At 66.8% G+C, this 22,733-nt stretch carries 7 protein-coding genes; 3 read left to right on the top strand and 4 right to left on the bottom strand.

Annotation, left to right across the window (positions count from 1 at the left end):
* The first annotated feature begins 38 nt into the window (after positions 1 to 38).
* From HMPREF3173_RS01960 to HMPREF3173_RS01950, 3 genes are all read left to right on the top strand, one after another.
* Entirely contained in the window at positions 39 to 1,373 is a 1,335-nt protein-coding gene (locus HMPREF3173_RS01960; RefSeq protein WP_070571326.1) for a lysine N(6)-hydroxylase/L-ornithine N(5)-oxygenase family protein, read from the top strand.
* A gap of 27 nt (positions 1,374 to 1,400) precedes the next feature.
* On the top strand, positions 1,401 to 3,047 hold the full coding sequence (locus HMPREF3173_RS01955; RefSeq protein ID WP_070571325.1) for a cyclic peptide export ABC transporter: 1,647 nt from the start codon (positions 1,401 to 1,403) through the stop codon (positions 3,045 to 3,047).
* Between the two features lie 131 nt (positions 3,048 to 3,178).
* Positions 3,179 to 5,569: a TonB-dependent siderophore receptor gene (locus HMPREF3173_RS01950; RefSeq protein WP_070571324.1), complete on the top strand. Its 2,391-nt coding sequence runs from the start codon at positions 3,179 to 3,181 to the stop codon at positions 5,567 to 5,569.
* 211 nt (positions 5,570 to 5,780) lie between these two features.
* Here the strand turns inward: HMPREF3173_RS01950 and HMPREF3173_RS01945 are convergent, their stop codons facing one another.
* From HMPREF3173_RS01945 to HMPREF3173_RS01930, 4 genes are all read right to left on the bottom strand, one after another.
* A complete protein-coding gene (locus tag HMPREF3173_RS01945) occupies positions 5,781 to 6,740 on the bottom strand; it encodes an alpha/beta hydrolase (protein WP_070571323.1) in 960 nt (319 codons plus the stop codon).
* A gap of 84 nt (positions 6,741 to 6,824) precedes the next feature.
* Complete coding sequence (locus tag HMPREF3173_RS01940) at positions 6,825 to 18,563, bottom strand: amino acid adenylation domain-containing protein (protein WP_070571322.1); 11,739 nt, start codon at positions 18,561 to 18,563, stop codon at positions 6,825 to 6,827.
* On the bottom strand, positions 18,560 to 21,628 hold the full coding sequence (locus HMPREF3173_RS01935; RefSeq protein WP_070571321.1) for a non-ribosomal peptide synthetase: 3,069 nt from the start codon (positions 21,626 to 21,628) through the stop codon (positions 18,560 to 18,562). Before HMPREF3173_RS01935 ends, HMPREF3173_RS01940 begins: the two co-directional genes overlap by 4 nt.
* Positions 21,629 to 21,640: 12 nt before the next feature.
* Positions 21,641 to 22,690 carry a TauD/TfdA family dioxygenase gene (locus HMPREF3173_RS01930; protein WP_070571320.1) on the bottom strand — a complete coding sequence of 350 codons (1,050 nt, stop codon included), beginning with the start codon at positions 22,688 to 22,690 and terminating at the stop codon, positions 21,641 to 21,643.
* Positions 22,691 to 22,733: the final 43 nt, after the last annotated feature.

The following is a 22,733-nucleotide window of genomic DNA, read 5'->3' as shown; positions in this document are numbered from 1 at the left end:
AGGCACCCACCTCCGACAGACCCCGAGGAATCGTCACCATGAGCCAGCACCCAACCTCCGAGCCCCTTCACGACCTGATTGGCGTAGGCTTCGGCCCTTCCAACCTGGCCTTGGCCATCGCCCTGGAAGAACTCGCCGACACCCACGGCTACGCCCTCGATGCCCTGTTCATCGACAAGCAGCGCAACTACCGCTGGCACGGCGACACCCTGGCCACCCAGAGCGAACTGCAGATCTCCTTCCTCAAGGACTTGGTGTCCCTGCGCAACCCCACCAGCCCCTACAGCTTCGTCAACTACCTGCACCAGAAGCAGCGCTTGGTGGACTTCGTCAACCTGGGCACCTTCTACCCCTGCCGCCTGGAGTACAACGACTACCTGCGCTGGGCTGCCGAACACTTCGCCACCCAGGCGGCCTATGGTGAGGAAGTGGTGCGCATCGAGCCGGTACTGGAAGCCGGGCGCATCCAGCACCTGCAAGTGATCTCCCGCGAGGCGGACGGCCAGGAGCGCCGCCGCCTGGCCCGCTCGGTGGTGGTCGGCACCGGCGGCACGCCGAAAGTGCCGGCGACCTTCGCCGCGTTCAAGCATGATCCGCGGGTCTTCCACCACTCCACCTACCTCAAGAGCCTGGCGGCCCTGCCCTGCAGCGACGGCAAGCCGATGCGCATCGCCATCATCGGCTCTGGCCAGAGCGCGGCCGAGGCGTTCATCGACCTGAACGACAGCTACCCATCGGTGAAGGTCGACATGATCGTACGCGCCTCGGCGCTCAAACCCGCCGACGACAGCCCCTTCGTCAACGAAATCTTCGCGCCGCAGTACACCGACCTGGTGTTCAACCAGAGCCAGCCTGAGCGCAAGAAACTGATCGATGAGTACCACAACACCAACTACTCGGTGGTGGACATCGACCTGCTCGAGCGCATCTACGGCATCCTCTATCGCCAGAAAGTCGCCCACCAGTTCCGTCACGCCGTGCTCTGCCGCCGTCAGGTCGAAGCGGCCACCGCCACTGCCGAGGGCATCGAGCTGACCCTGCAGGACCTGGCCACACACCAGCAGCAGACCCATCGCTACGACGCGGTGATCCTCGCCACCGGCTACGAACGCCGCTCGCACCGCGAGCTTCTGGCGCCCCTGCAGCAGCACCTGAAGGACTTCGTGGTCGATCGCGACTACCGGGCCCTAGCCAGCGACGACCTGCAGGCGGCGGTGTACCTGCAAGGGTTCTGCGAAAGCTCGCACGGCCTGTCCGACACCTTGCTCTCGGTGCTGCCGATGCGCGCCAGCGAAATCGGCCAGTCGCTGTACCAGACCCTGGCCGGCCAGCGTGCCGCGCTGCGTGAAGCCGTCGCCCTGAGCCGCGCGTAACGCGCGGCCGTTTCCTGAGGACGCTTCATGAGCTCGACAAAGGCTACATCCCGCGAACTGCTGTCGATCCTGCGCCCGCTGCTGCCCACCCTGGCCGTCTCCATCGTGCTGGGGATCGTCGGCGGCCTGAGCGTGACCGCACTGCTGGCGCGGATCAACGCCCTGATGCACAGCGAGCAGGCTATCGCCAGCGCGGTCATGCTCGGCTTTGCCGGGCTGTGCGCGCTGGCCCTGGGCTGCGCCATCGCCGCGAACATCGGCACCAATTACGTTGGCCAGCAGGTGATTGCGCGCCTGCGCATCTCGTTGGGCGGCAAGGTACTCTGCGCCCCGATCGAGCAGTTGGAACGCTACCGCAGCCATCGCCTGATCCCGGTGCTGACCCACGACATCGACACCGTGAGCGACTTCACCTTCGGCCTGCCGCAGCTGATCGTCTCGCTGACCGTGACCTTGGGTTGCCTGGGCTACCTGGCCATGCTCGATGGGACACTGTTCCTGATCACCGCCAGCGCCGTGGTGCTTGGCTGTATCGCCCAGTACGTGGCGCGCAGCCATGGCATGGGCGGCTTCGAAGCCGCCCGCGAAGAAGAAGACCAGTTGCAGAAGTACTACCGCAGCATGGCCGAGGGCGCCAAGGAACTGCGCATGCATCGCCAGCGCCGGCACACGCTGTACCGCGAGCAGGTGATTCCCACCGTGCAGCGCATCGCCGCACTGCAAATCCGCTCGGTGAACATCTTCCTGAGTGCCAGCACCTTCGGCTCGCTGCTGTTCTTCATGGTCATTGGCTTGTGCCTGGCCCAGCAGACCTGGGGGGTGCCGGTCGAAAACAGCGTGCTCAGCGGCTTCATCATGACCTTGCTGTTCATGAAAGGCCCGATGGAATCGGTGCTCAGCCTGCTGCCGCTGATCAGCCGCAACGCCGTCGCCCTCAAGCGCATCGCCGACATGAACGCCGCGTTCTCCACGCCCGAGCCGTTCCTGCTACCCGCCAAAGAGACCGGCGCACGCCCTGTGCTCAAAAGCCTGGAGCTGCGTGGACTGACCTATGCCTTCCCCAGCGTCGACGGCTTGCCACCGTTTCGCATGGGGCCATTCGATCTGACGGTCACGCCAGGTGAACTGCTGTTCATCGTCGGCCAGAATGGCAGCGGCAAGACCACCCTGATCAAGCTGTTGCTGGGCCTGTACGAACCCGACAGCGGCCAGGTACTGCTCAACGGCCAGGCCGTCGGCCCTGCCCAGCGTGACGACTATCGCCAGCTGTTCACCACCGTGTTCGCCGACTTCTTCCTCTTCCAGGAACTGCTCGAACGCAAGGGCGTGCTCCCCGAGCACACCCAGGCCTACCTTGAGCGCCTGGAGCTGGCGCACAAGGTGACCATCCGCGACGGCGCGTTCTCGACCACCGACCTCTCCACCGGTCAGCGCAAACGCCTGGCCCTGCTGCACGCCTGGCTCGACGAGCGGCCGGTGCTGGTGTTCGACGAGTGGGCCGCCGATCAGGATCCGGCGTTTCGCAAGGTCTTCTACACCGAGCTGTTGCCGGACCTCAAACGCCAGGGCAAGACCGTGATCGTGATCTCCCACGACGATCGCTACTTCGACCTGGCCGACCAGCTCATCGAAGTACGTGGCGGCCAATTGCATCCCTTGACCGAGCGCGCCTGACCCCAGGCGCGTCTTTTTTACCCCTACCTGCAAGAATTTTTTCCGGTTTCCAGAAGGCTATGCGTCTTCTCCTTGAATACGAACAACTCTCATTCACCCAAAAAATTACAAGTTCCTTCAAAGGAAGCACGATGTCTGTCAAACACGCACTGTCACCGTTGGCCCTGGCCCTCATGCTGCCCTGCGCAGCGCTGGTCCAGGCCCAGGAAATCCAGTTGAACATCCCGTCGCAACCGCTGGGCTCGGCACTGCAAGCCCTCGGCCAGCAGACCAACCTGCAAATCCTGTTCAGCCCTGACACCGTCGGCGGCAAGCGCTCCACCGCGGTGAACGGTCGCCTTGAGCCGCAGCAAGCGCTGCGCCAGATGCTGCAAGGCACCGGGGTGCGCTACAGCATCGACGGCTCCCAGGTCACCTTGCAGGGGCCCTCGGCTGGCGACGCTCTGGAGTTGGGGAACATCCAGATCGACGGCCAGGCCCTGAGCGCCACCTCCGAAGGCACGCACTCCTACGCGGCCCAGGCGGTCACCATCGGCAAAGGCACCGAGCGCCTGAAGGACATCCCGCAGTCGGTGACCGTGGTCACCCGCCAGCGCATGGATGACCAGAACATGAACAACCTGCAGGACGCGATGCGCCAGGTCACCGGCGCCACCATCAAGACCTACAACACCGGCTCAAGCCTGAACGACGTGTACATGCGCGGCTTTTTGGTGGACCAGGTGCAGGTCGACGGCGTCTCGCAGATCACCGGCCAAGGCGACATGGCCACCAGCTTCGACCTGGCCATGTATGACCGCGTCGAAGTGCTGCGCGGCCCGAGCGGCCTGTACGCAGGGTCCGGCGAGCCGGCCGGTACCATCAACGTGGTGCGCAAGCGCGCCCTGGACACCTTCGCCCTGAACGGCGAGGTGGCCGCAGGTTCCTGGGACCGCTACCGCACCATGGTCGACGTCACCGGCCCGCTGAATGCCGAAGGTACGATCCGCGGTCGTGCGGTCACCGCCTACGAGAACAACAAATCGTTCGTCGACTATGTCGAGAACGAGCGCCCGATGTTCTATGGTCGCCTGGAAATGGACCTGGACCCGAGCACCACCCTGTCGTTCGGTGGCGCCTACCAGAAGAACGACTCCACCCCGGCTTTCGGCCTGCCGGCCTATGCCAACGGCAAGCTGCTGGATGTGGGCCGTCACACCTACATCGATGCCAAGTGGAACACGCTCAAGGAAGAGACCTGGGAAGCCTTCACCGAACTCGACCACGCCCTGGACAATGGCGGCCAGTGGAAGACCTCGCTGACCTACCGCGATGCCCGCACCCCCACCCGCGAGTTCACCTGGACCACCGACGGCGTGGACCCGGCGACCAATACCGCCATCGCGTCGATGTACTCCTACTACACCCGCATCAAGACCATGGGTCTGGACAGCTTCGTCACCTCGCCATTCACCTTCGCCGGTCGTACCCACGAGTTCACCCTCGGTGGCGAATACCAGCACCTGGACAAAGCCTTCACCTACGGCACAGCGGACCTTGACGGCGACGGCTGGGCGGACGGCTTTCCGATCGGCATCGGCGGCGCCAACGACCTGCCGCACCTGGACATGCCGCACACCAACTTCAACTACTCCAAGAGTGAGCAGTACGGGATCTATGGCCGCACCAAGCTCAGTGTCACCGACGAGCTGGACGTGATCCTGGGCAGCCGCGTGACCTGGTTCGAAGCTGACGCGAAGAACGCCAACACCTTCTTCAACAACTTCGGCAACCCGTCCACCGAGACCAACGCCAAGGCCATTCCCTATGGCGCCATCGTCTACAAGCTGACCCCCGAGCTTTCGGCCTACGCCAGTTACACCAGCGTGTTCAAGCCCCAGAGCGAAACCGACGCCACCGGCAAGCAGATGGTCGGCCCGCACAAGGGCAAGCAGTATGAAGTGGGCCTGAAGCAAGAACTGCTCGATGGCCGCCTGAACGCATCCCTGGCGATGTTCCAGATCTTCGACGAGAACCGTGCCCAGTGGAACGGCGTCAATGGCTACGAAGCCAGCGGCAAGGTGCGCAGCCAAGGCTGGGAAACCGAGCTGACCGGCAACCTGACCGACAACTGGAGCATCGCCACCGGCTATGCCTTTACCATGACCAAGCTGCTGGAGGACGACACCACCAACGGCGTGAGCAAAGGCAGCCAGTTCAGCACCATCACGCCCAAGCACAACTTCAATCTGTGGACCAAATACGAGTTCCTCGACGGCGCGCTCAAAGGCTTCCACGTGGCAGGCGGTACCCGTGTGGTCAGCGAAACCTCCTACAGACGCGGTGATGTCGACTTCGTTCAGGGTGGCTACGCGGTGACCACCGCGCAGGTGGGCTACAAGTTCAGCGAGCACCTGAGCTCGACCCTGACCGCCAACAACCTGTTCGATCGCAAGTACTACGACAGGGTTGATAGTGCCTGGGGCTCGAACTTCTATGGCGAACCGCGGAATCTGACCTTGACCTTGCGCGCCCGCTACTGATCGGCGCCAGGCAGGACCAGGAGGCCGGAGCCACGTGTGTGGGCTCCGGCTTTTTCGTTGGGGCTGTGTCGGTTCTGAGGTTTGTGGGCTTATCCATTGAGCTGGGTGACGCTGATTCACCCTTGCGCCCTTACGGCGGCTTACTTTTTTCTTGGAAAAAGCAAGCAAAACCGCTGCGCCCCTGATGGGCCACGCAGCGGCCCCCAAGCGCTCAGAGCCGCCGCTGGATTTCCTGCGCCAGCGTCGTCAGCATCTGGGGCACTTCGCCTACCACCTCGCCCATGCGTGCAAAGTCGTGGGTCATGCCTGCCTTGACCTCGCAGTCGATCTCAAGCCCAGCCCCGCGCACCCGTTCGGCATAAGCCAGGCCTTCATCGAGCAGTGGATCGAACTCGGCCAGCCACAGGATCGTCGGCGCCAGTTGCGCTGGCAGCTGGGCATGGATCGGCGAGAAGCGCCAGTCCAGCCGGTCTGCGGTGTCGCGTTCGTACTGCCGGTAGAACCAGCGCAGCGACTGCTTCTCCAGCAGGTAGCCCTCGGCGAAGCGTTCCAGCGAGGGTCGCTCCACTGCCGCGTCCAGCACCGGGTACAGCAGCACCTGGACCTTCGGCCGCAACGCCAGTTGCTCCGGGGCCGAAGCGGCGCGGATCGCCAGCGCGGCCACCAGGCTGCCGCCGACGCTGTCGCCTGCCAACGCCACCCGCCCGGCATCCAGGCCATGACGGGCGCCTTCATTGAGCAGCCACAGCGCCACGTCCTCGGCATCGTTGAATGCGGTGGGGAACTTGTGCTCCGGCGCCAGCCGGTAGTCCGCCGACAGCACCACGAAGTCCCCCGCCAAGGCCAGGCGACGACAGAGGGTGTCGTGGGAATCCAGGCTCCCCACCACATAGCCACCCCCATGGAAATACACCAATACCGGACGCAGTCGCTCCGCACCCTGGGCACGCTGATAGGCCCGCGCCGCCAGGGGCTGGCCGTCGCGGCTGGGGATCATCAGCTGGGTGATTTCCAGATTGCCGGCCGGGGCGCTGTCCAGCAGCCGTGAAGCTTGGGCGAACTGCTCGCGTGCCTGTTGCGGCGACAGTTCATGCATGGGCTGGCTCTTGCCGGTCAGGCGACCGAACTCCACCAGTTCGAGAAATCCTTCAATATCAGGGTGCAGCGGCATCGATCGGTCTCCAAAAAAAACCACGCTCGACTCACTAACGTAAGCCGGGCGTGGCTATTTACTGCGAACCGCCAGACTGGCCGGTCAGGCTTGAGTCAGCCGCACCGGCTCCAGGGTCGCCAACACCCCATCAAGGCAGCCGGGGCTATGCAGGATGTCGTAGTGGCTGGCGCGCACCACCTCGGTGTGGGCAATACGCGGTTGCTGCGCTTCGAGCGCCGCTCGCTCACCGGTCGGGTTGGCACTGGCCCACCAGCAACGCAGCTCGGCCTTGACCACCGGCAACGCCGGCAGCTCGCGCGACAGTTGCTTGAGCCGCTGGCTGACCATGAAGGTATGCGCCAGCTCATCGGACCCAAGCAAGGCATAACCCGCGCCTTGTTGTGGCTGACGCTGGATCACCTCGGCAATCAACCCACCCACCTCCTGGGCCTCGATCGCCCTGTGCCCGTCGAGTACTGGTTGCACCGCGTCCGGGTCCATCCCCAGGGTGGCGCAGAGGAAGGCCTGCAGGTCTTCGCACAGCGCTTCGACCTGCTCACCGGTGTCCAGCGGCACGTAGCTGTCCACCAGGCCCAGCCAGCGTACGCTCTGCCCTTGCCCCTCCAGGACCTGGGCCACCAGCAGTGCCAGGCTGCCGCCGAGCGACCAGCCCAGCAGGTGATACGGCCCCTGGGGCTGGCGTGCGCGAATGGCAGCGGCGTAGTCACTGGCCATCTGCGCCAGCGACAGGTCCTGCCACTGGCGGTCCAGCAGCATCCGGCACTGCACGCCGTACACCGTGCGCTGCCCGTCCAGGCGCCGGGCCAGGGGCTCGTAGTCGAATACCGTGCCGAATCCTGCGTGCAGGCAGAACAGCGGCGCTGCATCCGTCACCGGGTGGTTGAGCAGCAGCAACGGCTCCGGCGCCTGGCCCTGGGCGGCGGTCAGGCCGGCGATGGTCGGGTTGGCCATCATGTCGCGCAGCTTGAGTTCGAAGCCCAGCCCCGGCATCGCCCGTACCCGGGAAATCACCTTCAAGGTGCGCAGCGAATCGCCGCCCAGCTCGAAGAAGTTGTCGGTGATGCCCACCTGATCGACACCCAGCACCTGTTGCCAGACCTGCGCCAGCGCCGCCTGCAGGGGCGTGCGCGGTGCAACGAATTCGCGGGCACCGAAGTCAGGATCCGGCAGCGCCTTGCGGTCGAGCTTGCCATTGGGCGTGAGCGGGAACTGCGCCAGCACCACCACCTGGGCCGGCACCATGTAGTCCGGCAGGCGCTCGCGCAGGGCCGCCAGCAGGCGCTGGCTCAACCCCTGTTCGGCAGCGGCGACCACATAACCGATCAGCTGGCGGCCTTGCGGGGTGTCGCGCACCACCACCAAGGCATCCTTGACCCCGGCCTGTTCGCGCAGCCGCGCCTCGATCTCGCCCAGCTCGATCCGGAAGCCCCGAACCTTGACCTGATGGTCGACGCGCCCCACGTAATCGACTACGCCATCGGCGCGCATGCGCACCAAATCGCCCGTGCGGTACAGCCGCGCTCCCGGCGCGCCGAACGGGTCGGCGACGAAGCGCTCGGCAGTCTGGCCGCGGTGGTGGTGGTAGCCGCGGGCAACGCCCTCGCCTCCGATGAACAGCTCACCGACCAGGCCCGGCGGCAAGGGATTGAGGTCGCCATCGAGCACGTACAGGGTCCGCGCCCCCACCGCCAGACCGATCGGCGCATACATTGCCTGGCAATGCCCGCTCGCCGGGGTCTTCCACAGCAGCGGCGTGACCACGGTCTCGGTCGGGCCATAGCCGTTGACCAGGTACTGTGGCGCCAGGCTGCGCTTGACTCGCTCGAAGCTGGCGTCCGGCACTGCGTCACCGCCAAAGCAGTAGATGCGCACGGCCGGCGCCTCGCCTTGGCGTTCGGCCTGCTCGGCCAGCTCCAGCAAATACGCCGGCGGGAAGCAGGCGATGCTGATGCGTTGCGCCTTGAGTACCTGCAAGGTCTGCTCGGCGGTCCACAGGTTGTTGTCACGGATCACCAGGGTGCCGCCGCTGATCAGCGTGGTGATCCAACGCTCATGGGCACCATCGAAGGCGAACGACATGAAGTGCAGCTCGCGGCTGTCATGGTCCATCTCGTAGAGCTGGGCGATGGCCTGCACATGCATGCTGATCGCCCCATGGGCCACGGCGACGCTCTTGGGCTTGCCGGTAGAGCCCGAGGTGTAGATCAGGTAGGCCAGGCCCAGGTCCTGAACCGCCGGCAAGCCCGAGGCATCGACCGTTTCATCGAGTGCCAGCGTATCGACCGCAAGGCAGGTCACCGATGGCGCCAGGGTCACCCGATCCTGCAGGCGGTGCTGGGTCAGCAGCACCGCCATGCCAGCGTCGGCCATCATGTAGCGCAGGCGCTCGGCTGGGTACTCCGGGTCCAGCGGCACATAGGCACCGCCGCTCTTGAGCACCGCCAGCAGCGACACCACCAGCTCCAGCGAGCGCTCCATGAACACGCCCACCACGGTTTCCGGCCCAACACCCAGCGCTTGCAGACGCACGGCCAAGGCCGTGGCGCGGCGCTCGAGGGTGGCGTAGTCGAGCACTTGCTCGCCCAGCACCAACGCTGGGTGTTGTGGCAGCTCCCGGGCGCGACGGGCAATCAGCTCATGCACCGGGGTGTTGACCACAGTTGGCGCGGCCGCCTGCAACTGGCGTGGCGCGCCCTCGACCAGGCCCAGACAGCCGACCGGCTGGAGGGCATCGTCGCACAGCCTGCAAAGCAGGCTTTCCATGTGCGCGCGTATCTGCTCGACCGTCGCAAGATCAAAGTGCGAACGCTGGTGCATGTACTCGATGCACAGACCGCCCTCCTCCACGCTGACCATCAGGTCCATGGCAAAGCTGGTCAGGCCGAAGTCCGATACCTCCTCAAAGCGCAGTGAATCGCCGTCCCACTCGCGCAGCGTGCGGTCGACCGGCTGGTTCTCGAACACGATGATGCTGTCGAACAGCGCCTGGCCGCCCTGCCCGGCCCAGCGCTGGATGTCGCCCAGAGGCGTGTGCTGGTGGTCGCGGATGCGCAGGTTGTAGGCCTGCAGCTCACGCAGCCAGTCGCCCACGGCCTGGGTGGTCGGCACGCTGCTGACCACCGGCAAGGTGTTGATGAACAGCCCAAGCATCTGCTCGGCGCCTTCCAGGGTTTCCGGACGCCCCGACACAGTGGCGCCGAAGGTCACCGTGCGCTGGCCGCTGTAACGCTGCAACAGCAGCAGCCAGGCCGCCTGGACCAAGGTGTTGAGGGTCACCCTTTGCCCTTGGACGAACTGCTGCAGGCGCGTGGTCTGCGTTGCATCCAGCTGGGTGTAGAGCGCGTGATAGCCCGCCTGCGGCTGCTTGACCGGTACGGCACGGGCAAGGTGCGTCGGCCCTTCCAGCGCTGCCAACGCCGTCTTCCAGAATGCTTCGCTGGTGAGCGGATCCTGGCGCTGCAGCCAGCCGATGTAATGACGGTACTCGGCCACCGGAGACAGCGCCTGGCCACTGTAGTGGCGCAGCACGTCACCGATCAGCCGCGAGACGCTCCAGCCATCCATGAGGATGTGGTGGTAGGTCCAGATCAGCCGGTACCGCTGCTCATCGATGCGTACCAACAGCACACGCAGCAACGGCGCGCTACCCAGGGCAAAGCCCTGCTCGCGCTCGGCATCGGCCAGCACGCGCACGGTCTGCCGGGCGTCGGCGCGGTTGCGCCAGTCGAGCACGGTCAGCAGCGGCGGCACTTCGCGCAGCACCACCTGCAGCGGTTCCTGCTCGCCCTCCCAGAGGAACGCGGTGCGCAGGATCGCGTGGCGGCGGGCTACCGCCTCCCACGCCGCGAGCATGCGCTGCGGATCAACGCCCACCACGCCCACTTCAATCTGGTTGACGTACAGGCCATCGTCGCTGTCCTGCAGCGCGTGGAACAGCATGCCCTGCTGCATGGGCGACAGCGGGTAGGCGTCCTCCACTTGCGCGGCAGTGAGCCCAAGGCGCGTCAGTTGGGCCTGCGAAAGCCCCACCGACACCCGTGCCACCGGCGTCTCGAGCACCGGTGCCAGGGCGGTGGCGACCTGGGCCAAAGCCTCCAGGGTCGGGTGGCTGAACACATCCTTGGGCGTGATCGACAGCCCCGCCTTGCGCGCCAGGGCCACGGCCTGGATCGACACGATCGAGTCGCCACCGAGTTCGAAGAAGTCATCTTCGACGCTGATGTCGTCGCGCTCGAACAGCGCCTGCCAAACCGCCAGCAAGCTCGCTTCCTCAAGCGTGGCCGGTGCGCGTCCCTGGCGCGTGCGGGCCTCAGGTGCCGGCAGACGGCGCCGGTCGAGTTTGCCGTTGGCCGTCACCGGCATGCGTTCGAGCTCGATCAATTGAGCCGGTTGCATGTGCTCGGGCAGCCGTGCGGCCAGGGCAGCCCTGAGCGCCGCCGGGTCGAGCGCGCCGGCACTGGGTACCAGATACGCCACCAATTGCGTGCTCTTGCCCACCTCCAGCGCCAGCACCACGGCTTCGGCGACGCCGGGCTGCTCGACCAGGGCGGCCTCGATTTCGCCCAGCTCGATGCGCAGGCCGCGGATCTTCACCTGATGGTCGGTCCGACCGATGTATTCGATCACCCCGTCGGCGCGGTAGCGGGCCAGGTCACCGGTGCGGTACAGCCGCTGGCCGACCTCGAATGGCGAGGCGACGAAACGCTCGGCGGTCAGCCCAGGGCGCTGGTGGTAACCGCGCGCCAGGCCCACGCCGCCCAAATACAGCTCACCGACCCGGCCGACGGCCTGGGGTTGCAGGCTGTCATCGAGGATATAGGTACGCAGGTTGGCGATGGGACGGCCGATCGGCACGCTGTGCCCACCGTCGTCGCGGCAGGTCCAGTGAGTCACGTCGATGGCCGCCTCGGTGGGGCCGTACAGGTTGTACAGCCCGGCCTTGGGCAACACGCGCAGCACCTGGCGTTGCAATTCGGCGGGCAACGCCTCGCCACTGCAGATCACCTGGCGCAGGCTGTGGCAGGAGGCCGCGCCCTCGTCGCGCACGAACGCCTGCAACATCGACGGCACGAAATGCAGCGTATCGACCTGGTGACGGTTGATCAGCGCCACCAGTTGCGCCGGGTCACGATGCGCCCCAGGCTCGGCGATGGCCAGGCGGGCGCCGACCATCAGCGGCCAGAAGAACTCCCACACCGACACGTCGAAGCTGAACGGCGTCTTCTGCAACACCGTGTCCCCCGCGCCCAGCGGGTAGGCCGCCTGCATCCAGGCCAGGCGGTTGTACAAGGCGTCGTGACGGTTGCCCGCACCCTTGGGCCGGCCAGTGGAGCCTGAGGTGTAGATCATGTACGCCAGCGAAGCGCCGTCCAGGGCCAGGTCCAGGTTGTGGTCCGGGCCTTGGGTGAGGTCCAGTTGATCCAGGCACAGCACCTGCACGCCATCGGCCAGCGGCAGGCGCGCTAGCAGGGTGCTGTGGCTGAGCAACAAGCCCACGCCGCTGTCCTCGAGCATGTACTGCAGGCGCTCGGTCGGGTAGTCCGGGTCCATCGGCACGTAGGCGCCACCGGCCTTGAGGACGGCCAACAGGCCAATCACCAGTTCCAGGGAGCGCTCGGCGGCGATGCCGACCAGCACCTCCGGGCCCACCCCGTGCGCGCGCAATCGGTGCGCCAGGCGGTTGGCCTGGCGGTTGAGCTCGGCGTAGTCCAGTTGCTGATCGCCAAACACCAGTGCCGGCGCCTGCCCCGCACGCTCGGCCTGCGACTCGAACAGCCGATGCACCGGCTGCATCGGCGCGAAAGCCACCTGGGTGTCGTTCCAGGCCAGCAGTTGCAAATCGCGCTCCGAATCCCCCAGCAGCGTCAATCGGCCCAAGGCCTGCTCAGGCGCTGCGGCCATGGCCTGCAACAGGTTGCACAGGTGCTCGTGCAGGCTGGCGATGAAGGCGTCGCCAAAGGCGCTGCGGGCATAGTTGTAGCGCAGCGACAGGCGCGCGCCGAAGTCGGCCGAAACCGTCAGCGGGAAATGGGTCTGTTCGCGACCTTGCACGTCGAGGATGCGCAAGCCCGTGTCCGGTCCCTGCTGCAGCGCCTCGGCCAGCGGGTAGTTCTCGAACACCAGCAAGGTGTCGAACAGATTGCCCAGCCCTGCCAGGCGCTGCACCTCGGCCAGCGGACTGTGCTCGTACTCGCGCAGGTCCAGGTTCAGCGCCTGGATCGCCTGTACCCACTGCGCCACCGATTGCCCGGGTTCAGGGCGGGCGATCACCGGCAAGGTGTTGATGAACAGGCCCAACTGCTGCTCGATGCCCGGCAGGTCTACCGGACGGCCAGCCACGGTGGCGCCGAAGGCCACGCAGGCTTGCCCGCTGTAGCGCTGCAACAGCAGCAGCCAGGCCGCCTGCACCAGGCTGTTGAGGGTGACCTTGTGCTGCCGGGCAAACGCGCCCAGGCGCTCGCTGGCCGCCGGGTCGAGCACCTGGAAATATTCTCCGAAGCCCGTTGCGCCAGGCTCGGCCTGAGCAGCGTTGGCCAGCAAGGTCGGCTCTTCGAGCGGCGCCAGCTGGGCGTTCCAGAAGTCCTGGGCGGCCTGGGCATCCTGGGCGGCGAGCCAAGCCATGTAGTCACGGTAGCGACTGGCGCTGCTGGCCGGGGTCTGGCCGGCATAACGCTGCATCACTTCGCCAAGCAACTGCGAGGTGCTCCAGCCATCGAGCAGGATGTGGTGGTGCGTGACGATCAGGTGCTGCCGGCCTTCGTCGGTGTCCAGCACGCTGACCCGCAGCAGCGGTGCCTGGGCCAGATCGAAACCGCGCTGACGGTCGGCCTCGGCGAAGGCCTCCAAGGCACTGCGTGGCTGGCCGCGGTAGTCCAGCCGTTCCAACGGCAGGCGCACCTGGCGCCCGATCGCCTGCAACGGCTGGCGCAGCTCATCGCCCCACAGAATGCGCGCACGCAGGGTGTCATGGGCGTCCAGCGCCCCCTGCCAGGCCGCCCGCAAGGCTTCGACGTCCAGGCCTTCGACGTCCAGGCGCAGTTGGTGAACGTAGGCGCCTGGCTCATCGTCGTAGAGACTGTGGAACAGCATGCCCTGCTGCATCGGCGACAGCGGGTAAAGGTCTTCGACGTCTCGCGCCACAAGGTTCAGGGCATCGAGCTGCGCCTGGTGCAGTTGCGCCAGCGGTACATCGGCCGGTGTCAGCCCGCCATCGCTGGCCAGGCAGTGCTCGACCAGCCCACGCAAGGCCTGGCCATAGGCGTCGGCCAGGGCCTGCACCTGGGCCTGGGCGAAGCGGCGCGGGTCGAACGACCAGCTCAGGCACAGCTCGCCGCCATACACCTGCCCATTGATGCTCAGGCCTTCAAGCACCGTGTTGCCCGGCGCCTGCTCGTCACCGCCGCGCTCACGTGCCGGTTGCCAGGCCGCCTGCGCATCGAAGCTGGCATCGAACTGGCCCATGTAGTTGAAGGTGATGGCCGGTGCCGGCAGCGCGCCCAGTCCCACGTCGGCCAAATAGCGCAAGATGGCGAAACCGATACCTTTGTTCGGCACCGCACGCAGTTGCTCCTTGACGGCCTTGATGCTGGCGCCGGCATCCTGCGCCGGGGTCAGCTTGACCGGGAAGATCGAGGTGAACCACCCCACCGTGCGGCTCAGGTCGATGTCCTCGAACAGGTCTTCGCGGCCATGGCCTTCGAGCTGTACCAGGGTCGAGGCCTGGCCGGTCCAGGCACAGATCACCTGGGCCAGAGCGGTCAGCAACAGGTCGTTGACCTGGGTGCGGTAGGCTGCCGGGGCCTGCTGCAGCAATTGGCGGGTGAGGTTCGGGTCTAGGCAGGTCTGCACGGCGCAGATCTCCTGCGCCACCGGGTGGGACACAGCCTGGCTCGGCAGGCCTGGCGTCACGTCTTGGTACTGGGCGTGCCAGTACGCGGCCTCGGCCAACAATGACGGGCTCTGCGCATGCTGTACCAGGCGCCGGGCCCACTGCTGGTAGGCGCTGGTCTTGCCCGGCAGGCGCGGCTGCTCGCCGGCGACCAGTTGCTGGAGGGCCTGCTGCAGGTCCTCCAGCAGCACCCGCCAGGACACCCCGTCCACCACCAGGTGATGGACCACCAACAGCAAGCGCTGCCCGCCCTCTGCCATGTCCACCAGCAGGGCGCGCAGCAGCGGTCCCTCGGCCAGATCCAGGCTAGCCTGAGCCTGGTTGCACAGCGCCAGCAACGCCTGCTCGTCACAGGCGTGGGCGTGTTGCAGCACCGGCTGCTCGGCGCCCGCCTCGGCATGCCATTGACGCCACTGGCCGGCCTGCTGCGCAAAGCGCAGGCGCAGGGCGTCGTGCTGGCGCATCACGCAGGCCAGCGCCCTACGCAGGTGCTGCGCATCGACCGGCTGGCGCAGGTCCAGCAACACCGACTGGTTCCAGTGGGCGCGATGGGCCACGGGCTGCTCGAAGAACCACTGCTGGATCGGCGTCAGCGGCGCGTCCCCAACCACCGGCGCATCGCTGTGCGCCGCAACCTCGCTGCGCACCGCGACCCGCGCCAAGCTCTGCACGGTCTGGTATTGGAACAGGTCCTTGGGGCTGAAGCGGATGCCGCTCTGACGGGCACGGCTGACCAGCTGGATGGCGATGATCGAGTCGCCACCGAGCTCGAAGAAGTTGTCATCGATGCTGACTGGCGCACGCTTGAGCACCTCTTCCCAGAGCGTGACCAGGTCAGTCTGCAGCGCATCCTGCGGCGCTTGCCAGGCCCTTCGCGACGGCGCCAGGCCCGGCGCGGGCAGCGCCTTGCGGTCGAGCTTGCCGTTGCTGGTCAGCGGCCAGGCGTCCAGCACCATCAAGTGTGTGGGCACCATGTAGTCGGGCAGCTCGCCGCGCAGGTAGTCACGCAGGCCCTGGCCGAAGGTGCTGCTGCCGGCCTCGACACCAGCCTTGGCCACCAGGTAGCCGACCAGTTGCTTGCTGGCACCGGCCTCGTGCACCAGCACCAGGGCCTGGGCGACCTGCGGATGCTGTTGCAGGCAGCGCTGGATCTCGCCCAGTTCGATGCGAAAACCGCGGATCTTCACCTGATGGTCGATCCGGCCGATGTACTCGAGGCTGCCGTCGGCGCTGTAGCGGGCCAAATCGCCCGTGCGGTACAGGCGCGCACCAGGGCGCTCGGCGAAGGGGTCGGCCACAAAGCGCGTGGCGGTGAGATCCGCACGTTGATGGTAGCCCCGTGCCAGGCCCGCCCCGCCCACGTACAGCTCGCCCACGCAGCCCTTGGCCACTGGATTCAAACGGCTGTCGAGCACGTACCACGACAAATCGCCGATCGGCTCGCCCAGCGGGCTGCTGTTACTCGATTCAAGGTCGGCCCAGCCCAGTGGCCGGTAACTCACGTGCACCGTGGTCTCGGTGATGCCGTACATGTTCACCAGTTGCGGCTGGCGATCGCCGAAGGCTTCGAACCAAGGCCGCAGGTCGGCCACCTCCAGGGCCTCGCCGCCGAAGATCACCGTGCGCAGGGCCAGCGGCCCCTGGTCGCGGGTCGCGCACGCCACCTCGATCAGCGGGCGGAAGGCCGACGGCGTCTGGTTGAGCACCGTCACGCCCTCCTCGCGCAACAGGCGGTGGAAGTCCTGGGGCGAACGGCTGGTGGCATAGGGCACCACCACCAGCGTGCCGCCATGCAGCAATGCGCCGAAGATCTCCCACACCGAAAAATCGAACGCATAGGAATGGAACAGCGTCCACACATCGTGCTCGTCGAAGCCGAACCACTGCTGGGTGGCCTGGAACAGGCGCAACACATTGGCATGGGGCAACAAGGTGCCCTTGGGCTTGCCGGTGGAGCCTGAGGTGTAGATGACGTAGGCCAGGTTGTCGGGGTCGGTCAGGTTGGGCAGGTCGTGCTCGGGCGCCTCGCTCAGCCAGTCACCGGCCTGATCGAGCAACAGCGTCTGAAGGCCCTCGACCTGCGGCAGGCGCGCGGCAAGCGGCGCCTGGCTGATCAGCAGGCGTGTGCCGCTGTCTTCGAGCAGATAGGCCAGGCGCTCCTCGGGGTACTCAGGGTCCAGCGGCACATAGGCACCGCCGGCCTTGAGGATCGCCAGCAGCCCCACCAGCATCTCCAGCGAGCGCGGCAAGGCGATGCCCACGCGCACATCCGGGCCTACGCCCTGGGCACGCAGGTGCCAGGCCAGGCGGTTGGCCCGGCGGTTGAGCTCGCCATAGCTCAGGCGCTCGCCCTCGCACACCACCGCAGTGGCCGCTGGGTGCAACGCCGCCTGGCGCTCGATGCGCTGGTGCAGGCACTCGCGCACCTCATGCCGGGCCGGATTGGGGTTCCACTCGGCCAGGGTGGCAGCGCGCTCAGCGGCATCGAGCATCGGCAGCTCGCCCAAGGCCATGGCCGGATTGCGCACGATCGCTTGCAGCAAGTTCAGCCAGTGGCGCGCCATGCGCTCGAGGGTGGAGGCCTCGAACAGGTCGGTGGCATAGGTGAACGCCGCGCTCAGGCCCTCGGGCTCTTCGACGGTATCGAGCATCAGGTCGAACTTGGTGCTGCGTTCATCGACCGCCAGCACTTCGACCTCCAACCCCTGCAACGACCAGCGGGCACTGCCCTCGGCGGCCTGCTGATGATTGAGCATCACCTGGAACAGCGGGCTCTGGTTCAGGCTGCGTTCTGGCTGCAGCGCGTCCACCAGTTGTTCGAACGGCACGTCCTGATGGCTCTGAGCTTGCACGGCCGCAGCCTTGAGGGCCTGCAGCAGGTCCAGGAAGGGTTGCTCGGGCTGCGGCTGGCTGCGCAGCACCTGGGTGTTGACGAAAAAGCCCAGCAGCGTCTGCACGTCCTGGCGTGTGCGGTTGGCCACCGGCACGCCGACACGGATGTCGTGCTCGCCGCTGTAGCGGTGCAGCAACGCATGGAGCGACGCCAGCAGCACCACGAACAGCGTACAGCCCTGCTCGCGGGCCAACTGGCGCAGGCCTTCCAGGGTCGCGGCAGGCACCTGGACACTGACGCAATCGCCCTGCTGGCTGGGCACGCTCGGGCGCTTGCGGTCCAGCGGCAGGCTCAAAAGCGGGTGTTCATCGCCCAACTGCTCGCGCCAATACTGCAATTGCCGCTCGCCCTCGCCCGCCTCCAGCCACAGCCGCTGCCACAGGGCAAAGTCGGCGTACTGGATCGGCAGGGCCCCTACCTGCGGCGCCTGGCCGCTGGCGAACGCCGCGTAGTGGCGGGTGAATTCCTCGATCAGGATGGGCAACGAGGCGCCATCGGTGACGATATGGTGCAGCGTGAGCACCAGCACATGGTCCTGGGCGCCGAGCCGGACCAACCGGGCCCGCATCAGCGGGCCGTGGGCCAGGTCGAACGGTGCCCGGGCAGCGCTGGCGATAGCAGCCTGAAGGCCTGCCTCGTGCGCCTCGACCTGCTCCAGCGGGCAGGCCATCGCAGGGTGGATCACTTGCTGCACAGCCCCCGCCTCCAGGCGGAAGGTGGTGCGCAGCACTTCATGGCGCGCCAGCAGCGCGGCCAGGGTCTGCTCCAGGGCCGCACGGTCCAGCGGGCCGCGCAGGCGGAAGGCACCGGTCAGGTTGTAAGCGCTGGCCTGCGGCTCCAGTTGCCAGATGAACCACAGCCGCTGCTGGGCGTAGGACGCCGGCACCACCTGCAAACCCGCCGCACGCGGCGGGATCGGCAGGGCTTCCAGGGTCAGGCCCTGCTCGCGCATCTTGCCTTGCAGCGCCTGCCGGGCTTCGGCCGACATCCCTGCAAACCGTTGCGCCAGCGCCAGCATTCTGTCCGGTACCGCATTCATAGAGCTTCAACCTCGTCGAACAGCGCCTCCAGGGAGTCCACTGTGTTTTGCTGATTACCGGCTTGCTCGCGCAATGCATCGATCTCCTGCGCCAGGCGCTCGAGGGTCTCGCCCTCGAAGAACACCCGCAGCGGGATCGTCAGGCCCAAGGCTTCCTGGATCCGGGTACGGATCGCGGTGGCCAGCAGTGAATGGCCGCCGAGCTCGAAGAAGCTGTCCTGCACACCGACCTTGTCCACCTGCAGGGCCTCGGCCCAGATACCGGCCAGGGTGCGCTCAAGGTCCGTGCGCGGGGCGATGTACTGGCTGCGTCGGCTGTCCAGGGCCAGCAAGGCATTGCGGTCGAGCTTGCCATTGGGGGTCTGCGGGAAGCGTTCCAGCACCCGGATGCGCGCCGGCAGCATGTGCTCGGGCAGCACCTGGGAGAGGTGGCTGTGCAGGTCCAGGCCCAGTTGCTCGTGACCTTCCTGAGTAGAAACGACGAAGGCCAGCAATTGTTTACCCGCCGCGGTGTCATGGGCGATCACCAGGGCATCGTCCACGCCGCGCCCGGCGCGCAGGGCGCTTTCGATTTCGCCCAGCTCGATGCGAAAACCGCGCAGCTTGACCTGGTGGTCCAGGCGTCCGAGGCAGTCCAGGGTGCCGTCGACCCGGTAGCGCGCCACATCGCCTGTGCGGTACAGGCGCTGCCCCGGTTCCTGGGCGAACGGGTCCGGCAAAAAGCGCTCGGCGGTCAATGACGGCCGCGCCAGGTAGCCACGGCACAGGCCATCGCCGGCCACGTGCAGCTCGCCCTCGACACCCGGCGCGACCGGCTCGAACTGGGCATCCAGCACATGCACCCGCAGCCCCTGGACCGGCTTGCCGATGGCGATGCCATGGCCATCGGCCGGGTCCAAATAGGTGGCGGTGGACCACACGGTGGCTTCGCTCGGTCCGTACTCGTTGACCAGCGAAACCCCTGCCAGGCGCTCGCCGTGGCGCCGCGCAAGCTCCTGGGTGCAGGCCTCGCCGGCAACGATCACGCAGCGCAGGCTGGGTGCATCGAGGTATTCGAGGATCTGCCCGTGGAACGAGGGCAGCGTCAGGTAATGGGTCACGCCCTCCCGGGCGATCAGCGCGGCCAGCTGTTGCGGATCCTTGTAGCTGTGCTCGTCCGGCAGGGTCAGTGTCGCGCCCTGGCTCAACGCCCAGAAGACACCGGCCACGGAGCTGTCGAAGGAGAACGACGACAACATCAGGAAATTGCCCAGCGCTTCGCGGTAGAAGTGCCCACGGGCCAAGGTCGAGGCCACGGCGTTGGCGTGGCTGACCATGACCCCCTTGGGCTTGCCGGTGGAGCCGGAGGTGTAGATCACGTAGGCCAGGTTGTCGGCATCGCCCAGTGGCGCCGGGGCCTGCTCGCTGGCCGACCACAGGGGCGCATCGGCGGCCAGGGAGGTGACCGTCAAACGCGGGTCCTGCTGCCAGGCCGCAGGCAGCGGCAGGCAGGCCAGCACTTGCTCGGCACCGGCATCGGCGAGCATGAAGGCAAGGCGCTCGGCCGGGTAGTTCGGGTCCAGCGGCAGGTAGGCGCCACCGGCCTTGAGGATGCCCAGCAGCGCCACCACCAGCTCGCGGCTGCGCTGACCATAGACCGCCACCACCTGGTCCGGGCCTGTGCCTTGGGCGCGCAGGGTATTGGCCACCTGGTTCGACAGGCGCTCCAGTTCGCCATAGGTGAGCCGCTCACCGCCCACGCTCAAGGCGATGGCCTGAGGTTGGCGCTCGGCCTGCTCGGCGAACAACGATTGCAGCTGCCGCGCTTGACGCAGGGACGCGGCTTGGGGATTGAAGCCCAGCAGCACCTGCTGACGGCCGGCCTCATCGAGCAGGCTGGCCGCTGCCAGGTCCTGCGCCGGCGCGGCCAGGGCCTGCCCGGCAAAATGCAGGAACTGCCCCAGCAGCGTCTGCAAGGCTTCGACGCTGAAGGCGCCGGCATCGGCATCCAGGCACACCTGGCCTTCGCCTAGCGCCAGGCGCAGGCGCTCGGCCGGCCCTTCGGCGTCCAGCGCCAAAACGCTTTGTTCAGCGGCGCTCGGGCGATGGACGAAGCCGTAGCGGCACAGCCCCAACTCGAACTCGTTCAGGCAGTCCAGCCAGGAGCGCGACTGTTCGAGGCGGGTCGTCATCTCGTCGGTCAACCCATCGAGGCTGGCGCCCTGGCGTTGGTCGAAGGCCACCGGCAGGGCCCGGGCGAACACGCCGCAGGCATCGGCCAGGTCCTCGTTACGACCCTCCACGTGCAGGCCGATCAGCAGACGCTCTTGCTGGCTGATACGGGCCAGGAAAGCGCCCCACAGCGCCAGCACCCGCGCCTCGCCGCCGTCGCTCGACAGCAGCGCCTCGAGCGCCCGATCGGCACGGCTGGCCTGGTGGCGAGCGTTGGCGTGGCCTGGGGTTTCGAAGGCCAGGCGGTGGTTGACCTGATGGCTGCGCACCAGCGCCTGCCAGAACGCCGCGCCCTGGCGGCCCAGCTCATCTTCGCGCAGTTCCTGCTGCCAGGCGGCGAAATCGACGTACTGCAACGCCTCGTCGTTGTCGGCGAGCACCCGGCCCTCACACAAGGCGGCCAACTCGCCCGCCACCATCAGCAGGCTCGCGCGGTCGAAGCTGGCCGCGCTGCCCAGCAGCAACAGGCGTGGCTGGGCACCGGCCAGGGCGCTCACCGCCACGCTGCAGGCACCGGCTGCGCCCACCTGGGCCCTGGCCCAGGCCAGCGCCTGGTCCAGGTCGCGGTCGGCCTCGGCATGTACGGCGCCAGGCACTTGCGTCTGCACGGCCTGCAGCGGCCAGGCCATGCCCGGCAGGCGGCGGTAAAGGGTGCGCAGTATTTCGTGGCGCGCACCCAGGGTAGCCAGGTGCGCGGACAGCGTGCCGGCATCGGGCAGGCGTGCGGCGCTGAGCACCACCCAGGCGTGCCCTGGGTGCTCGCCCTGGTTGGCCAAAGCCAGCGCCTGCTGGGCAGAGGCCTGGAACAGTTCACCGCCTACGTCGTCATGGCCTGGCTGGAGGGAGAGGGTCATGTGTGGAGCTCCTTAATCGTGGGCCAGATCGGCGCTTTTCTGCGCGATCGCCATGGCGGTGAGAATTTTTCGACGGCCCGTGAAGGCGTTGCGCGCATGCACGGTGAGGATGTTGTCCAGCAGCACCACGTCGCCCTTCTGCCAGTCGAACTCGACCATCACGTCGCGGTAGATCTGTTGCAGGTGGCGCACCACGTCATCGCCGATCGGCGTGCCATCGCCAAAGAACGTGTTCTGCGGCAAGTCCAGCGGGCCGAACTCGCGCAGCAGGTTGTCGCGGATGCTGTCAGGCAGGGTCAGGGCATTGAAGAAGGTGGCGTGGTTGAACCAGATGCGCTCGCCGGTCTGCGGGTGGCGGACGATGGCCGGGCCGCGCTGACGGGTGCGCAGGCGGTTGCCTGGTTTCCACTCGGCCTCTACCCCGATTTGCGCGCAGTAGGCTTCCACTTCGCTGCGCACCTCGCTCTGGAACACGGTCTGCCACGGCAAGCCCATGCCGTCGCCATAGTTGCGCACATAGAGAATGCCCTTGCGGGCGAAGGCTTCGCGCACCTGCGGATCGACGCGGTCGAGGATCAGCCGGGTATCGCCCAGCGGCGTCTGGCCTCCGGTCTCGGAGGGGGTGTCGCAGTAGAAGTACAAGTGCAGCGGGAACACCGGCGAATAGGAGTGCTCGTTGTGCGGGAAGATCCGCTCACCGGCCGGGTAGTCGGTGGAGCTGTAAATGTTGAACTGGCCCGTGATCTGGGTGCGTGGCGAGGCGCGGAACAGGTACTGCAGGGCGCCGCCGGAAATCGCGTCGATACATTGGTTGAATTGATCGATACCTGCCACGTCGAAGCCGCGGAACAGGATCGCCGCCCCCTGGTGCAATTGCTGCTGGATCAGCGCGCGGTTCTGCGCCGCCCAGGCGACCAGATCGACCCCTGGCACGGTGGGCGTACACAGCAGCGGAAAGCCCGCCTCGAACAACGGGCGGAAGCTGACCAGGCTCGACGTGTCGCTGGAAATGCGCTTGCGCGCACCGCGCATGGGGCGAGAGGACAATGAAGTGACAGACATGACGCCTCCTGGAACTGGACCATGGCGGCTCGTCGCGAGCCGC

The sequence above is a fragment of the Pseudomonas sp. HMSC08G10 genome, assembly GCF_001808425.1.
GTDB classification, from domain to species: domain Bacteria; phylum Pseudomonadota; class Gammaproteobacteria; order Pseudomonadales; family Pseudomonadaceae; genus Aquipseudomonas; species Aquipseudomonas guariconensis.
This window is presented reverse-complemented; position numbering and strand designations above follow the sequence as displayed.

Bases quoted from the DNA above. Each gene is read 5' to 3' on its own strand.
- HMPREF3173_RS01960 (WP_070571326.1), top strand. From the start codon at position 39: ATGAGCCAGCACCCAACCTCCGAGCCCCTTCACGACCTGATTGGCGTA.
- HMPREF3173_RS01955 (WP_070571325.1), top strand. From the start codon at position 1,401: ATGAGCTCGACAAAGGCTACATCCCGCGAACTGCTGTCGATCCTGCGC.
- HMPREF3173_RS01950 (WP_070571324.1), top strand. From the start codon at position 3,179: ATGTCTGTCAAACACGCACTGTCACCGTTGGCCCTGGCCCTCATGCTG.
- HMPREF3173_RS01945 (WP_070571323.1), bottom strand. From the start codon at position 6,740: ATGCCGCTGCACCCTGATATTGAAGGATTTCTCGAACTGGTGGAGTTC.
- HMPREF3173_RS01940 (WP_070571322.1), bottom strand. From the start codon at position 18,563: ATGAATGCGGTACCGGACAGAATGCTGGCGCTGGCGCAACGGTTTGCA.
- HMPREF3173_RS01935 (WP_070571321.1), bottom strand. From the start codon at position 21,628: ATGACCCTCTCCCTCCAGCCAGGCCATGACGACGTAGGCGGTGAACTG.
- HMPREF3173_RS01930 (WP_070571320.1), bottom strand. From the start codon at position 22,690: ATGTCTGTCACTTCATTGTCCTCTCGCCCCATGCGCGGTGCGCGCAAG.